This window comes from Agrobacterium leguminum, from assembly GCF_005144435.2.
GTDB classification, from domain to species: Bacteria; Pseudomonadota; Alphaproteobacteria; order Rhizobiales; family Rhizobiaceae; genus Agrobacterium; species Agrobacterium leguminum.
In genome coordinates, this window is record NZ_CP120212.1 from 2095044 (window position 1) to 2111720 (window position 16677).

9 protein-coding genes and 2 pseudogenes are annotated in these 16677 nt (G+C 60.4%); 3 read left to right on the forward strand and 8 right to left on the reverse strand.

Annotated features, from left to right (window positions below):
* A complete protein-coding gene (bglB, locus tag CFBP4996_RS24155) occupies window positions 1–1095 on the reverse strand; it encodes a beta-galactosidase BglB (protein ID WP_004433483.1) in 1095 nt (364 codons plus the stop codon).
* A gap of 13 nt (window positions 1096–1108) precedes the next feature.
* A complete protein-coding gene (locus CFBP4996_RS24160; RefSeq protein ID WP_080853518.1) occupies window positions 1109–3631 on the reverse strand; it encodes a hypothetical protein in 2523 nt (840 codons plus the stop codon).
* 194 nt (window positions 3632–3825) lie between these two features.
* On the opposite strand from CFBP4996_RS24160, the gene CFBP4996_RS24165 reads away from it, so the two are divergent.
* On the forward strand, window positions 3826–5106 hold the full coding sequence (locus CFBP4996_RS24165) for an ABC transporter substrate-binding protein (RefSeq protein ID WP_080854788.1): 1281 nt from the start codon (window positions 3826–3828) through the stop codon (window positions 5104–5106).
* Window positions 5107–5359: 253 nt separating this feature from the next.
* The gene (locus CFBP4996_RS24170) at window positions 5360–7342 is read left to right on the forward strand and encodes a phosphatase PAP2 family protein (protein ID WP_080853517.1); all 1983 of its coding nucleotides are present in this window, start codon (window positions 5360–5362) and stop codon (window positions 7340–7342) included.
* Window positions 7343–7398: 56 nt separating this feature from the next.
* On the opposite strand, the gene CFBP4996_RS24175 is transcribed toward CFBP4996_RS24170, so the two are convergent.
* The 6 genes and pseudogenes from CFBP4996_RS24175 to CFBP4996_RS24200 form a co-directional block, all read right to left on the reverse strand.
* Window positions 7399–8622, reverse strand: coding sequence for an MFS transporter (locus CFBP4996_RS24175; RefSeq protein WP_080853516.1), 1224 nt, complete (start codon window positions 8620–8622; stop codon window positions 7399–7401).
* A complete protein-coding gene (locus tag CFBP4996_RS24180) occupies window positions 8622–11051 on the reverse strand; it encodes a TonB-dependent siderophore receptor (RefSeq protein ID WP_080853515.1) in 2430 nt (809 codons plus the stop codon). Before CFBP4996_RS24180 ends, CFBP4996_RS24175 begins: the two co-directional genes overlap by 1 nt.
* 109 nt (window positions 11052–11160) lie before the next feature.
* Complete coding sequence (locus tag CFBP4996_RS24185) at window positions 11161–12129, reverse strand: FecR family protein (protein ID WP_080853514.1); 969 nt, start codon at window positions 12127–12129, stop codon at window positions 11161–11163.
* Window positions 12130–12213: 84 nt separating this feature from the next.
* Window positions 12214–12720 (reverse strand): RNA polymerase sigma factor, encoded by a 507-nt coding sequence (locus CFBP4996_RS24190; RefSeq protein ID WP_080853513.1) that lies wholly within the window; start codon window positions 12718–12720, stop codon window positions 12214–12216.
* Between the two features lie 198 nt (window positions 12721–12918).
* Window positions 12919–13392: pseudogene (locus tag CFBP4996_RS24195) on the reverse strand (ROK family protein); the annotation flags it as partial.
* Window positions 13393–13767: 375 nt separating this feature from the next.
* Entirely contained in the window at window positions 13768–14883 is a 1116-nt protein-coding gene (locus tag CFBP4996_RS24200) for an acyltransferase family protein (protein ID WP_170988592.1), read from the reverse strand.
* 318 nt (window positions 14884–15201) lie between these two features.
* On the opposite strand from CFBP4996_RS24200, the pseudogene CFBP4996_RS24205 reads away from it, so the two are divergent.
* Window positions 15202–16213, forward strand: a pseudogene (locus CFBP4996_RS24205) (IS110 family RNA-guided transposase).
* Window positions 16214–16677 lie beyond the last annotated feature (464 nt).

Genomic DNA, 16677 nt, shown 5'->3' on the forward strand with positions numbered 1-16677 from the left:
TCACGATGCCTTTGGCCTTTTCAGAAAAACGTCGATCAGAAGCAGCATTGTCAGTGCCTGCCCGTAGGGCGTGGGCAGATTGGGAATGCGGCGGTAGAAGTCGAGATCGTGGCCCATCGGCGTGCCGTCGGAAACGCCGTGGACGACGCCTTCGTCGTCGATATTGCCAAGCACCGCCTTCAGCGCGCGTTCCGCATGCGGGCGGTTTTCTTCGCCGAGAATGCCGGCCTCGATGCCGCGCAGAATGCCATAGGCGATGCCGGCCGTCGCCGATGTTTCCACCGGGGAGGTCGGATCATCGAGAAGCGTGTGGAACATGCCGTCTTCGCGCTGATATTGGCGCAGCGACCGCACCTGGCTTGCCAGCACATTGGCGAGGAAACGCCTGTCCTTTTCGCCAAGCGTCGGCACCAGTTCGAAAAGCTCGGGAATGGCGACGGTGATCCACGAATTGCCGCGCGCCCAGAAGGCGTCAGCGAAATTATGGCGTCCGTTGAAGGTCCAGCCGTGATACCAGAGCCCGGTGACGGGGTCCGAGAGATAACGCGTATGGATCATGAACTGGTAGACCGCCTCGTCGATCCAGTCCTGACGTTTGCAGACGACGCCGGCGCGGGCGAGGAACAGACATGCCATGAACAGCGTGTCGTCCCAGAGTTCGCCCTCATTCAGCCGCTCCTTGACGACATGCTGGAAGCCGCCATCTTCGGTTTTCGGCAATTGATGCACCAGCCAGTCGGCCCAGTCTTCCACCAGCGCCCGGAAATCCGGCCGGTCGACATGTTCGGTGAGGATGACAAGCGGCAGCATCGGCGCGGAACTGTTGATCTGGCGCGGCGGCAGGCCGCGCTCGATCTGCCAGCCATACCATGTCACGAGGTCGTCAAGCGCCTTCCGGTCGTTGGCGGCGAGCGCCCGGCGCAGGAAGCCGTAAAGGCCCACACCCACCTCCCAGTCCCATTCATCGAACTGGATCTTGCCATCGGAACTGCCGCTGACCAGACCTTCCTGAATGCCCTTGAGGCGGCTGAAGGCGGCGGCGACATTGTCGATCGTCGTCCTGAGAGTGTCTTTTTCCATGCTTGGCTGGTTCATCTGTCAATTCCGCTTAGGAGTAGAATGGTTGCGCCGCGCCGCCCGATGCGGGGTCGGCACTGTCGAAGGTAATTTCCGGCTGGGGCTGGTCGTGGTCGAAGGCCATGGCCTGCCCGCCAATGGTGAATGCGCCGTCCCAGGTCAGGGTAAGCTCAGCTCCGCCCGGCGGCGTGACCGAGAGCAGCCGGCTTTCGGCATCGAAGGTGATCTGCGTGGCGAGGATTTTTTCCCGAAAGCGGGCAAACTCCGCGACATCCCCGCAGCCGACGATGCCGACCCAGCCGGCACGGCGGCCGGGCGATCTGATCTCGCGACTGGCGGTGGCGCCGGCGGCGATGGGCTGAAGCCCGTTGGTCGCATAAAGCGCGGCAAAGCCGCGGCCCGAGCGGGTGATGAGCCAGTTACCCTCCACCAGCACCTCGTCCAGCCCGTCGCGGCCGAGATAGGCATGGGTCCAGTCGTTGCGGTGATCCTGCGTATCGAAGATCAGCATCGCCAGATCGCGATGTTGCGCCACGCGCGGCAGGATGCCGCTTCCCGCCCAATAGGAGGGGCGTTGCGTGCCCCACGGATCGTCTTCGCCCGGATGATTGACCCAGAGCCGCGCCATCGGGTGGCCCGCAAGCTTGATGTCCATGACGTGCTGCTGGTGGCCCTTGCGGCCGGTCTTGTGATCGACAACGGTGGAAAGCTGGGCGGCCTCGTTCTTGAAAAGCACGAGCTTGCCGGGCTCCAGCCCCTGCGCATACCGCGCCTCGACCATGCGGCCACTTGTCAACTGTGAAAGGGCGGCAAGATGTGCCGGCGGCAGGTAATCGCCGCAGCAGAACATCGGCAGCGAGGCGACACCGTTGTTCAGCCAGCCCTGACCGAAGGCGACCTGCGCAAAGGGCGCCAGTTCCGTCAGCGGCCCGGCGCGCAGCTCCTTGTCATAAGCCCGCCCTTGCGAACCGGAGGGAACGCCGCCGAGCGTGTGCAGCGCGATCATCTCGAAAATGAGATCGATCTGGTGGCGGGCGCGGGCGGCAAGCTCCGGTCCCGCCCAATGTTCGATGGCGAGAAGGCCGATGAAATCCACCGGATAATAGGCAGCGGAATTCCACTCGGCGAGGCCATGTGCCTCGACGCTGTCGAACCAGCGCTCCAGCCGGTCGGCGGCCAGCGCCGCCTGTTCTCTGCCGGTGCGGCCGGAGGCGGTGAAGACGGCATCCGGCAGATATTCGCCAGCCAGCAACTGGCTGGTGTGGAAGCAGAGAACATGGTTCTCGCTCCAGAACCACATGACGTCATTGCCCGGTTCGTCCACCCAGTAACGATAGCCGAGGATCGAGGCATCGATCCGCGCCCGCATCTCTGCCGGCAGGCGGTCACCATAGGCGCGCACCAGCCACAGAAGCGGGATCATGACGAAATCGGAGCAGTCTTCCCGCCGATCAATGGAATGCAGCGTCGCATCGACGATGCCGCCGATCGTCTCGATGTCATCGCTGCCGGTGGCGACCATCGCCAGCGCGCGGCCGATGCGCCAGGCGCCGAAGCGGGCGCTGAAGGAGAGGGCGGCCTTTTTTCGCCCGTTGATATCGGCATTGGATGCTTGCGGCGCGATGTCATGCATGAAAGCGGCGTCGATGACGCGGGTTACCGTTCCCGCTCCCGAACCCATGGTGATTTTGACACCGTGATATCCGTCCGAAATGCCTGTCGTTCCGGGGATCGTCAGCGTGGATTGCCCGGCCTTCAGCACTGTATCCACTTCCGCAAGCGAAGCGCGCTCATGCCCATGGCTTTTGACGGCGATGTGCACGGGCAGGTCGCTCGCAGGCGCCGCCCCGAACACCAGTTCGAGGGCTGTGCCGCAAAACACATCCCGCGCCGGGCGAACATCGCGTACCAGCGCGGCGAGACGCTTCGTCTCCTCCCGGTCGAGCGGCACGGGCAGCACGACGGTCAGCGGCACGGCGTCGACAACCTCAAGCTCGAAGAACCAGATGATGTCGCGTTCCGCCAGATCCTCACAGAGCAGCAGCACCTCGTTGTCGCCGGCCGCGAGATCGAGCGTGACGTCACGGCTGCTTTCGACATTGCGGATAAAGGGTTCGAAACGGACCTGTTCGACGCCGCCTACCCAGATGCGAACGCCGCCGCAGGTACGCAGCCGAAAATGCGCCTGTCTTGCCGCATCGCTGCGGAAGGTGCCCTTCAGCCAGTGCTGCACATGGGTGGGAACATGCCAGAAACCGGTAAATTCGACGCGGCGATTGGAACCCGGCAGGTTGAGGTGCGAAACCGTAAAGCCAGTCTCGGGCGCGATATCGCGGCCGATCATGGTCTGCTGGAAGGCCTTGCGGCAGGGCAGGTCGCCCACATCCACGAAACCGTTGATGAAGCGATAGTTCACGCGGTCTTCGGCGGGGGCTGCGGTGCCGGGAAACGACGTCTCCACCAGATCGGAGACGATCCAGGCGGTCACCGTTTCGCCGTTTGCGACGGTATATGTCGGCTGCGACGCGTTCGCCGCAAATGGTCCATCCGTCATAATGGATCGCCTCCCGTCGATCTTTATGAAATTATTTTCACAATCCGATTTTCGCTTTTCTGCGTCGATTTGTGCGATTTATGTAAAACAAACAGCTTGACGTTTATTCTGTCAAGCCGCAAAACATTATAAATCGAATTAAGCAGAGGAGCTTCTGTTCGATTTATGAAAATGTTTTCATTGGGAGGATGAGCATGATGAAATTGTTTTCGGGCGTCAGCGCCCTCGTAGTGGCCTCTGTCGCCGGTCTTGCGACGGCCCAGGCCGAGACCCGCACGATTACTTTCCTTTTTACGGATGACGACCAGGGTTATGTGCAGCGCATGTCGGAACTCAGCAAGGAGTTCGAGACGGCCAATCCGGGTGTGAAGATCAATTTCGTATCTTCGGGTTATGACGCGGTTTCCAAGCAGCTGCCGGTGCAGCTTGCGGTGGGCGAAGGTCCTGACATCGCCAAGATCACCGACTGGCAGCTTGCGCCCTACTATCTCGACATGCGCCCCTATATGAAAGACGCGGAAGCCTTCGCGAAGCTGCACGGTTCCAGCCTCAACCAGCTCCGCCTGCCGAATGTCAACGATCCGCAGTCGATCAACGGTTACATGGCGTCGCAGACGCTGAACCTGCCCTTCGTCAACAAGACGCTGTTCGAGCAGGCGGGCGAACCCTTGCCTGGCCCGACCGCCAAGTTCAGCGAGATCGTCGAGGCTTCCGCCCGTGTCGCCAAGGCGACGGGCGTGCAGATTCCCTTCACCATGGACCGTTCCGGCCACCGCTTCTCCGGCGGCGCCTTTGCTTATGGCGCGACCTATGTGAAGGACGGCAAGTTCAGCTTCCCGGACGACGCGGCGAAAAAATACATCGCCGATATCTATTCATGGACGCAGAATGGCAGCTTCCCCAAGGAGATGTGGGGTGCGGCCGGCGGTTCGCAGTACAAGAACATGGGTGACGAGTTCGTCAACGGCAATGTCGTGACCTATCTGGCCGGCAACTGGATGGTCAATCCGTTCCAGAACAAGATCGGCGACAGTTTCGAATGGACGGCGATCAATGCGCCTTGCGGCGAGGCCGGATGCTACGCCATGCCCGGCGGCACAGCCATTGTCGGCTTCAAGCGCACCAAATATCCGGAAGATGTGGCTCACTTCATCGAATTCCTCGGCTCCGAAAAGGTGCAGCGGGAAATCGCCGAGAACTACGTCATCCTGACCGGCGCGGAGATCGTTGATCCGCAATACAAGCTGAAGAGCGAAGACGCCAAGGCGGCGATGAAGGTCTTCCTCGACAACAAGAAGAACGTGCCGCAGGCCGCCCGAGAGTTCGAGCGCGCCAAGGGTGGCAGCGCCATGTATCAGCAGATCGTGCAGCGCATGAGCCAGCTCATCGTCGGCGAGTTGACGCTCGACCAGACCTGCAAGGTTCTGGAAGATGACGTCGCCAAGATCAACGAGGCCGTCGCGGTCAAGAAATAACGGCCCGACCGTCCGCCTCCGGCGGAACGGTGAAGATCTCGAACGATATGCCCGGAGTGATGCTCCGGGCGTATCGCGCTGTTTCTTTCCGAAGGCGGCGCATTTTCGCTGGAGGAATTGCCGCGGGGAGCCGTTCCCGGCGGCCCATCGAAAAACTGAAATACGCTCCGTTTAAACCTGACGATGAGGCGCGCGGAACGCCGCGCCGCCTGTTTTCGTCACGCGTCACTCGCTGAAAATCATAGGATTCGTCATGGCCAGACTGAAGATGTCGTCTTTCTTTTCCGCACGCTCGAGCCTGCTCGCCTCCGTCGCATTGCTGGTTCTGGTTCCGGGCGCGCAGGCGTTCGATCGCACCGGGCCGGCAGGGCAGGGTTATGCGATTACGGTGCCGGAACCGGCGGCAACATATCCGCTGCCGCTTGCCGACAATTATCGCAACCAGACCGGCAAGAATGAGAAGGGCGAGACGGTTCGCGCCTATGATGACCGGGACAACCCGATCATCGAAATCCTCTCCGGTTTCAACCGCATCTGGACACTCGGCGATGAAAAATGGGCGGATGGCGGCGCCAATGGCGATGGTCCGGCGGATTTCAGCCATGTGAAGATCGTCGATCCCGCTGTCTGGCAGGAGAACATGCGTTACGTGCTGTCCGTGACGGGTGAAAACCGCACGCGCGCTGCCGCTTTCGAAGCCTATATGAACGACCGGCGTTCGCAGGGTTACAGCGTCATCGACGGCATGGGGCCGCTTGCCGACTGGTATCGCGAAGGGGCGGGCGCGACGACGACGATCAATCATACGCTGGCGGATTTCGATCCGAACGAGGTCATCGCCCGCAAGGAAGACGACAAGGGCACCGAGGCGGGTGCAGCCGATAGCGAACTGAAGGATTTCGTCGCCTTCATGAAGGTGATCCGCGGCCCGGAGGGCACGACGTCGCCGGCGAAATATTTCTATTCCACACCACGGCCCTGGCGCATGAACGACAAAGGCGAGGTGATCGAGACCGGCAAGGAAACGATTGGCGACCGCAGCTTCGAAAGCCATGACAGCGATCCGGGCGTTATCGTGCCGGCGCTGAAATATGCGCGGGAAAATCGCGGGCGCGGCAAGGACGGTGGTTTTCCGAGCGGGCACACCAATGCCGCCTATCTGGCCGCCATTGCCTATGCCTATGCGGTGCCGGAGCGCTTTTCCGAATTGCTGACGGCTGCCTCCGAACTCGGCGAGAGCCGCATCGTCGCCGGCATGCATTCGCCGCTCGACGTGATCGGCGGCCGCATCACCGCAACCGCCATGGCTGCCGCCATGTTGCAGGACCCGAAAAATGCCGGGGTGAAGAAGGCCGCGCATGCGGCCTTGCAGGCCTATTTCGCCAAACGCCTGCCGCAGGGCCAGTCGCTCATCGATTTCGCCCATGGCGCAAAGCCGGATGTCGACCAATTTGCCGATGCGGCGAAGAACGGGGCGGATTATCGCAGGCGCATGACCTATTCCTTCAGCCGCGACAGGGCCGCAGGCGATGCGCCGATGGTGGTGCCGAAGGGGGCGGAGGTCCTGCTGGAGACACGTTTGCCCTATCTCGATGCCTCCCAGCGCCGCGCCGTGCTGTTTTCCACCGGCATCGAAGCCGGTTATCCGCTGCTGGATGACAGCAATGGCTGGGGCCGCATCAATCTGGTCGCTGCCGCCAGCGGTTACGGCGCGTTTGACGGCGATGTCGAGGTGACGATGGACGCTGCCGCCGGCGGGTTCAATGCGGCGGACAGATGGACGAACGATATTGCCGGGGCAGGGCGTCTCGTCAAATCCGGCAGCGGAGCGCTGACGCTTGGCGGCCATAACAGCTATGGCGGCGGCACGATCGTCCGGGAGGGAACGCTGGTGGCCTCGTCCGTCGATGCGCTTGGAACCGGCGGCGTGCTGGTCAGCGGCGGCACGCTTTCGCTCGGCGGAGAGACGGATCTTGTCATCGGCGGCGACTATGCGCAGTCGGGCGGCACGCTGGCGGTCGATCCGCGGAAGGCTGCGCTTCGGATCAAGGGCAATGCGGTGCTCGACGGCGCGGCGCTGAAGCTCGTTTTCGATGGCGGCGCGCCGGCCGCCGGCACGCGGCTCGACGTGATCTCCGCCAACGGTCTGACCGGGACATTCGCCACTATAGATGCGGGCAATGTGAAGGTGCGGCCGGTCTATACCGGCTCGGCACTGTCGGTGGTGGTCGAATAGGCCGATGCAAGAGGCCTGCCGGGCGCGGTTTAAGCCGCCGCGCCCTGAGGTTCGGTTCAAGAGTTCTGCCGTCGCATCAGCAGGAAGATGACTGGTGCGGCGAGCACCGACACGATGGCGGCAATGATGAAGGAGGCCTGATAACCGAATTTTTCGGCGATCGCGCCTGCGCCCAGCCCGCCGATCATGCCGACAACGCCGTCCATGCACTGGAACAGGGTGAAATCGATCCCGGCCTGCCGGGGGTCGGACCAGCCCATGAAGCAGGCGTAAAGCGCAACGAAGCCGATGGACATGATGCCCGACGAGCTAGCCACCGCAACCGCCATGACGACCCATTGCGAAATATCGCGATGAACGCTGAAATAGGCGAAAAGGCACAACAGCGCCGTCTGCACGAAGATGGCGATGAGCAGGATTCGTGACGCACCGTAGAGGCGTACCAGCGTTCCGCCGAGCAGCGCGCCGGCAAAACCGACGATCATGCTGCCCATGCCATTCAGTGCGCCGATGGTGGCGAGATCGAAGCCGTAATCGACCAGGAACGGGCCGAGCATTGCCAGACCCCATTTCTGCGCGGCGACATAAACGGCAGCGACGAGAAGGCCGGTGCGGACTTCCCGTCGCCTGAGCGCGTTTTTGATCGATGGCAGGTGGTCCCGTGTTTGCGTGACCGTTCTTGCCGCCGGGCCGAACAGGAAGGGGAGCGCGAGCAGGATGACCAGCCCGGCCATGACCAGCGTGGCGCTCGTCCAGCCGGCGCGCTCCACCAGCACCAGAAACAGGCCGGCGCCGATGGCGGAGCCGAGATAGGAGCCGCCCACCTGTGCGGCATTGCCCCAGCCATGATGCTCTTCCGCCAGCGTTTCGACCGCATAGCCGTCGCAGGCGATGTCGACTGTCGCCGTCACCAGCGCGATCACTGACAGGATGGCGATTGCGACGGAAACCGGCGACGGGCCGGTGAAGGCAAGAACAGCGAGGCCGCAGGCGCAGGCGCCGATGCCCGTGCCGACGATGACCCGCGACCGGTTCCTGCCGACGGGCGGCAGCCGGTAACGCTCCACATGCGGCGACCAGAGGAATTTCAGCGCCCAGGGCAGAACGACGAGATAAAGCAGGCCGATCTGGTCCAGCGGCAGCCCGGCGGTTCTGAGCACCGCCGGCAGGCCGAGAAAGGTCAGCCCGCCAATCACGCTCTGGCCGACATAAAGCCCGCCGACCGCCACGAAGACGGCGGCAGGCGACGGCTTGGTTGTGGCAGGGTTCTGCTGCAGCATCAGAAGCGATACCGGATGCTGCCGACGACCTTGCGGCCTTCGTCATAATAGCAGAAGCCCGTGGTGCAGACCTGTTTCACCTCGTCGAGAAGATTGGTGGCATTGATCTGCAGTTTCACGCCTTCCAGCGAGGGCAGGGCCTTGCCGAGATCGTAGCGCAGCGAGGCGTCGACGAAGGTGCGGGCCTCATTGTCGAGAATGGGCGTGTGCTGGTTGTCGCCGAAGCTCGATCCGACATAACGTAGCCCCGCGCCGATGCCGAGGCCTTCGAGCGCGCCGCTCTGGAACTCGTAATCGGCCCACAGCGAGAAGGTGTGATAGGGCGAGGAATTGAGCTGCTTGCCCACCGTTTCCGACGTCAGTTTGGTGATTTCAACGTCGTTATAGGAATAGGAGCCGATGAGGCTCCAGCCATTGTCGAGCGAGGCCGTGGCTTCGAGTTCCACGCCGCGCGAGCGCAGGTCGAGCTGGCGCAGCAGGTTGATGCCGGACGAGGTCTCATAGACCGTCGCATTGTCCTGATCGAGATTGAAGAAGGCGGCGCTCAGCAGGGCGTTATATTGCGGCAGGGCATATTTCACGCCGAGCTCATATTGCTTGCCGACCGTCGGCTGCGCCTGGCCCGTTACCGTTCCCGTGGTGATGATGACGCCGGGATTGGCGACGAAGGAGGTGCCGTAGCTGACATAGGGCATCACGCCGCTGTCAAAGACATAACCGAGGCTGGCGCGGCCGGTCGTCTTGGTTTCATCGCCGTCATAGGTGGGAGCCGTTGCGTCTCCGACGGTCTGGGCCTGATATTCGGTGTCCAGCCAGTCGTGACGAATGCCGGCCGTCAGGCGCCAGCGGTCGATTTCGACCTGATCCTGCGCATAGATGCCGAGCGTGTTCATCCGCTGGGTCAATATCAGCGATACATCCGGCGTATAGGTATAGGTGTCGGTGAACAGGCCCGGCCCGCTGCCCTGTTTCGAGGTGTAGGACATGTGGCTGAAGTCGATACCGGTCAGCAGCGTATGTTTCGCCGGGCCGGTGTCGAATTCGGTCTTCAGGTAATTGTCGGCGGAGACGCCTTCATTGTCCTCGATGGTGATGCCGGGATAATTGGCGAAGACCCATTGCTGGTCGGCCGAAAGCCCCGAATAACGCGCCTTGCTGTAGAAGGTGACGTTATCGTTGATTTCATGCTCGAACTCATAGCCGATACGCCATTGTTTCTGCTCGAAATCATTAAAACGGGAATCGCCGCCATAAACCGGCGTCGCGCCGATCGACTTGCCGTCGCTGCCGTAATTGTTGATGTATCCCCAGGTGCCGCCTGTGGTGCTGTCCATATATTCGCCGAGCAGCGTCAGCTTGGTGCCGGCATCCGGCTGGAAGGTGAAGGCCGGCGCGATGAACAGCCGGTCGTCCTTGATGGCGCTGATTTCGTTGCGGCCGTCGCGGGCCACCCCGGTCAGGCGGTAAAGCATGGTCTTCTCGTCATCGACGGCGCCGGAAAGATCGAAAGCGCCCTGCACGCGGCCGAAGGAGCCATATTGCAGCTCCACCTCGCGCAGCGTCTCTTCGGTCGGGCGTTTCGAGATGATATCGACAATGCCGCCGGAGCTGCTGGCACCATAGATGGAGGCGGCGGGACCGCGCAGGATGGAAACCGCTTCCACGCCATAGGGCTCAAGCCGGGCGCTGCCGTTCTGGCTGCTGACCTGCCGCAGGCCGTCGCGGAAAATACCGGTTGTGCTGAGATCGGTGCCGCGCACCTTGAAGGCGTCGAAACGCGGCTCCGCGCCATATTGGCCGATGCGCGCGCCGGGCGTGTAGTTCAGCGCTTCCGAGAGGTTCTGCGGCTTCAGGTCGTCGAGCTGCTTGCGGCTGACCGTGGTGATCGACTGGGCGGTTTCGGCAACCGGCGTATCGGTCTTGGTGGCGGTGCGGCCGGATTTGCCGACATAGCCATTGCTCTCGATGATGCCCCTGGCGCCTTCAAGGCCGGTGCCCTGCACGGTGATCGGCGCAAGCAGGGTGCTGCCGGCGGCAGCCGAACCGCCGCCTTCGCCGGTCTGGCTGGCGGGATCGAAAATACGGACGGTATTGCCGCCGGCCAATGCGTAGTTCAGTCCCGATCCGGCCAGAAGCCCGCTGACGGCCGCCGATACGCTGAGCGTGCCCTTGACGCCGGCCGTGCTGCGGCCCCTGGTGATCGCGGAGGGGTAGACCATGCGCAGATTGGCCTGACGGCCGAAGCTGAGAATGGCGTTTTCCAGCGGTCCTGCGGGAATGGAGACGGTGACGGTGGCGGGTGCGCCGCTTGCGGCGGGCGGTGTCTGCGCGCTGGCGGTCGTGGCGCCCGGACCTGCGGCGACGATACCCCCGATGATCGCCGTCGTCGTCAGCCAGAACCAGCCGCGTGCCTGCTTGCCCAAATTCATGTCATTCCCTCTCACTCGTGATCTCATGCCCCCCGCTGAAACGGGTCCTGATTGCCTAGAGTGAAAAGACGGGCCGACTCCTGACGTCGGATTTGCGAAAAAAGTTATTTTATCGCGAGCGGACGAAAACCAGCATTCCGGAAAGCCGCGATACCGAAACGGGAAGGCTTTCTTCGAGAATGGTGAGCGCCTGATCCGTGTCCTTGAGGTCGAAGATGCCGGAGACGTGCTGCCTCGCCGCCGCCTCGTCGAGGATAACGATGCGGCCCCGGCGATATTGCGAGAGAATATCGAGAACCTCGCGCAGCGGCTGGCCGGAAAAGACGAGCTTGCCTTCGCGCCAGGCCATGCTGTTGGCGACATCCTTGCGGGCGCGCACCAGCCGGCCGTCGCCGCCAAGGGTCACGGCCTCTCCGGGTGTCAGCACGGCGATCTCGGCGCCTGTGGTTACCTCCACCCGGCCTTCCTCCACCTGCACCTCCTGCGGCAGCGCGCCATTGCCGGTGCGCACCGAATAATGGGTGCCGAGCGCTTTTGCCGTCAGCGCTCCATCTTCTACGATGAAGGGCCGCTCCGGGTTTTTGGCGACATCGAAATAAGCTTCGCCGCGAAGAAGGGTGATGCGCCTTTCCTTTTGCGAATAATGAACCGCAATCGCCGTGTCGGTGTTCAGGCTAATGCGGCTGCCGTCTTCCAGCGAAAGCATGCGTGTTTCGCCGATTTCGGTGTAATAATCCGCCTGCCAGCGGTCCTTCAATCCGCTTTTCTCCGCAAACAGCGCCGCAAGCCCGATGAGGCAGAGACCGGCAACACTCGCCAGCATTGCCCGGCGAGGTCCGCGCCGTTTTCGCTGTTCGGCCGGCGCAAGCTCTATATCGCCAAGCTCGCCCCAGAGGCTCCGCATGTCCTCATAGGCGCCAGCATGGGCGGCATCGGCCCGCAGCCAGACATGAAACGCCTCGCGCTCCGCTTCCGTCGCGTCTCTGGATTGCATGCGCGCCACCCACAGCGCGGCCTCTTCGGCCAGAGCGTCATCGGTCAAGCCGTTATCCTTCAGACCGTCCGGGCGCTTGTTCATGTCCTGATCTGCCGTTTGTTGCGTGCTGGGATGTGGTCCTTTTCCCTTATAGAGTGAAAAAGGATGCGAACACCTGATGCCGGTCTACATTTTAATTTGCGCGCGAACCTGACGGCAGTGCAGCAGCGCCTTGATGATGTGTTTTTCCACCATGTTGCGGGAAATGCCGAGACGGGCGGCGATTTCGCCATTGGAATGGCCATGCAGGCGGCTGAGCACGAAGACCTGCTGGCAACGCTTGGGCAGGGCCTCGATGGCCTGCGCCATTAAGATAAGGTGCTGCCGCCCGGCGACGATCCGCTCCTGCCCCGGCTCTTCGCAGGCAACGGCAAAACCCGCTTCGTAAGGTGCGAATAACGGCCGCTCGCGCGACTGGCGAATGGCCGTCAGGCGGGCGACGGACCGGGCGATCTGGAAGAGATAGGCCTGCGGATTGTCGATCAGCGTCGCATGAGAAACCTCCAGCGCCCGCAGCAGGGTTTCCTGCATGGCGTCGGCGGCGTCTTCCCGGTTCTGCAAGCGCCGGCGGAAAAACCGCATCAGGCGGCTTTCCTCCTCGGCATCGAGAACCTGTAACAGGGCTTTGCTCATCAATCGACCCGGTGACGTATTGGCTTGGCGCATGAAGCATGCTGGATATGCTGCGTCATGTCGCGATAAACATGATAGTTGTAATCATATTTATCGCCTTCGGATGCAAGCTGCCAACCAGTAAAAAACCGGGGGCGAAATCAGGCTCACGTTTCCGTGATGATTGTTGCGGGATTACATCAGGCCGCCTGGGCTGAGCTACAGGAAATAACGCACCCTGAGCGGCAACAGCGCCGCACCCATGGCCGAGGGATCGCCCTGGGTCTCGCTGAGAACCAGCTTCGCCTCCTTCGGGCCGACACCGTAACGATGTTCGCGCCGGGAGGGCATGTGTGCGCGTTCGATCATCATCCGGCCAAGTGCGCGCGGCAATTGCCCGCCAAAGACGATGGCCTGCGGATCGATAACGGCGATCAGGCTCGCCACCAGCCTGTCCACCTGCGGCATCGTCTCGGCCAGCCATTCCTCGACACCGGGCCAGGAGGGGTCGAACTGCTGATAAAGCGCTTCGACCGACTGGATGTCGACGCCGTTCTTCTGCAGGGTGGCGATCAGATATTGCAGAGCGGGGCGCCTGGGCGATTCATCCGGGCTATATATGCGGCTGAATTCGCCGGCATTGCCATGAAAACCTTGAAAGGGCTGCCCACCGTGGATCAACCCGCCGCTGAACCAAGGTACATTGATGTGAAATAACAGGACCAAGGAAACGGATATCGCCCGTAATCCATCGAGAGAGGGAAGTCGTCGTGTTTCACCGGGAGGCCCGTGTCTCTTTTGCAGCAAGGCCCTCTCGTATTGTCAATCTCTGAGTTAGTAAATTCCGAAATCCAGAAACCTGGCGACAGAAGCGCAGGCATTCCTTGCTTGGCGGGATAGTTTCTTGCGCTACTCTTACGGCGAGCTAGCCAAGGTGCAGGCTGGTCAGCGACCCCAGCCGATCGTCGAGAAATTTATTGACGAGATCATCCGCATTGCATTGCCTGCGGTGTGATCGACCAAGCCCGTGCGCGATACCCTGACGCCAAAATAGCTGAAAAATCGCTCTTATCCGTTGGGATTGACCCGTTTGGCTTGCGCCAGCGTCGATGGACCGCCCTTTAGTAGAGATCTGAGAATTTGTTTTGCTGGAAGCTCAATATACGAGAATGACAGAATGGAGATGGCTGACGCAACTCCGAAGAATGCGAGCATGACCGTAGGTGAGTAGAAAACGGTCCTATCGTAACCTAGGTGAAATGCGGTCAGCACAAACACGCACTGAAGTGGGAAGTGCCACAAGTAGACCGAATAACTCACATCACCTAGCCATTCGAATAGGCGGATTCGTCGCTGATAGCGCATATTCAATGCGGTCAGGGCGATGATACCTAAAGGAAATGCCATTGTATCAAGTAGGAACTTCCTCGCCTCTGGAACGAAAATCAACACCGACCAGCAGACGAGCACGACGAAAACAAACGGTGCAATGACCCTGTCGCCAAATTGTCGTTTACCCTCCCTAAACACGGCGAAGAGAAGTCCTGCGAGATAAAATTGCGTTAGTCCGCTGGCAACCTTGTAAGCTGATGCTGGAAGTAAATGCCCTAGGATGAGCAGCCCCACGAAATATATGTACCGAGCTTTGCCGAGCATGCATCCAACAGCGAAGGTGATGTAGAGAAGGATCTCAACAGAAATCGACCAAACCGGAGCATTGAAAGACCAGCCCTCTTCGAGCCCCCAAGCTGACATCAGGAGTATGTTCAGTACGGCGTGATAGGTGTCGTAAAATGCGTAAACAAAATAGCTTCCTGTCTCTCCGCGAATAAACCACTGGACAATGAAAACCGCAACAAACGTGATGATGTAAAGCGGATAAATCCTGCTGAATCTGTCGACGGCGAAGGCTGTGAGGCTCAGCTCTTTTGATGCGAGCTTCTCTTCAGCTAACCAGAAGAAAATCACGCCAGAGAGAGCAAAAAACAGCGGTACCGCCCGCCAGCCCTCCCGATAAAAGAAGGCGAACGCTTGGTAAAAGGGCTGTGCCTCCGTCCTGAGTGGCCCCAGCACGGTTCCATTGAAAAAAAAATGCTGCCAATGCCAGAAAACTACGGCAAACGCAGCGATACCCCGCAGGCCATCGAGGAAGCTTAGTCGGACTATCATGGACGTGTTGTTCATATTTGAAGCCATATTCAATCTTGTGCGGCTCCGCAATTCATCTGCATCGCTTAGCCGGTAGTGTAATTCGGTTCCCTTTACAGCACTAGCCAAAACAAAAGAGGCCCGTCACTAGAGAGCGCCGAGGCCTCAGTCCCGCAGCCTGTTTCAGAGGGCGTGCGGCAGTTCCTCTTATACCCGTTGGTCTGAGTCAGCTATCCTAGATGCCTAATGGGCCGGCGTCTCACGAGTAGCCAGTTGGGTAGCTTTCCCTCAGAATAATGATGTTTTGGAACGAGGTTCGAGCGATCGGCCTCAAGCATCATAAGAGGAACAGCCATGGAGTATTATGCAGGAATCGACGTCTCGCTGAAAGAGAGCAGTGTGTGTGGTCGACGCGACGGGTAAGCTGTTTCGGGAGGTTAAGGTAGGCAGCGAGCCAGAATGCCTGCTCGGGTATTTTGATCAATTGGACTTTCTCGTAGAGCGCATCGGCCTTGAAGCAGGGCCTTTGTCCCAATGGCTGTATGCGGCTCTCGTTGCTGCGGGGCATGATGTGGTTTTGCTGGAAACGCGGCATGTGAAGATGGCGTTTTCGGCGATGACTGTGAAGACCGACCGCAAGGATGCACGAGGGATCGCGCAACTGCTCCGCATGGGATGGTATCGTCCGGTCCACGCCAAATCGTCGCCAGCCCAGAACACTCGGGCTCTATTGGTCGGCCGCAAGCTTCTGCAATACAAGCTGCTCGACGTCGAACTCAGCATCCGGGGTATCATGCGTGACTATGGATTAAAGGTCGGCGAGGTCAGCCGTGGGCGCTTCGAGGCGCGCATTCGCGAACTGATTGCAGGGCATTCGACATTATCGATGGTGATTGATACGATGCTGACGGCGCGAGCAGCGCTATGGGGCGAATTTACGAAGCTACATCGTGAGATGCTTAGGATCGCCTGCGCTGACAAGGTTTGCCAGCGGCTGATGAGTGCGCCGGGTGTCGGTGCCCTGGTTGCGCTGACCTACTGCTCTGCGGTCGATGATCCTGTCCGGTTTGAAAAGTCCAGCACGGTAGGCGCCTATTTTCGGCTGACGCCGAAGAAATATCAATCCGGCGCGACCGATCGCGATGGCGGCGTCAGTAAGGTCGGCGAGGCGACGGTGTGAACCGCATTGTTCGCGTCCGCGGGCGCGCGCTTTTCCAGTCTAAAGCGTTGGGCGCTCGATGTAGCCAAGCTTCGTGGGATGAAGCGTGAGAAGGTTGCCCTTGCACGCAAACTGAGTGTCGTACTTCACTGCATGTGGATGGATGCGGTGGACTTCCGCTGGAGCGCAAGCCCTATGGCGGCATGAGTAGAGACTATGTGATCGATGCAGGCAAGTATAAGGTTTGCATCTGATGAGGTCCCGTCGCTGGGACGCAGGCTTGGAAAGGTCGTGTGTAGTGCTGTGACTGCTTCGGCGAAGCACGCTTCCTAGATTGACCTGCCGGCGTTTTGATCTGATGGCCTAGTGTGGCAGTCTTCGTACCGACCACGGACAGAAGCATGATCTCAGCGACGAGATAATCATTCAGAGGGACGTGACGAACAAAGGCCCATTACAGAAGTACTACTTTGGCAGAATTGAATTTGATGTCATTTGGATCCTAATACGGCAGTGAGGACCTCGTTGTAGTGTATGGTGGCTTGAGAGCGTGGCTATGCCAGCGTGCCGAATGGCTGGCAGTGTCAGCTTAGGCGGGCCGTGCCTCTTCCTTTTTTTCCGCGTTGCCTTGTTGAGGCGCTAATGTTGAAAAAAGACATAGGCATCATCGT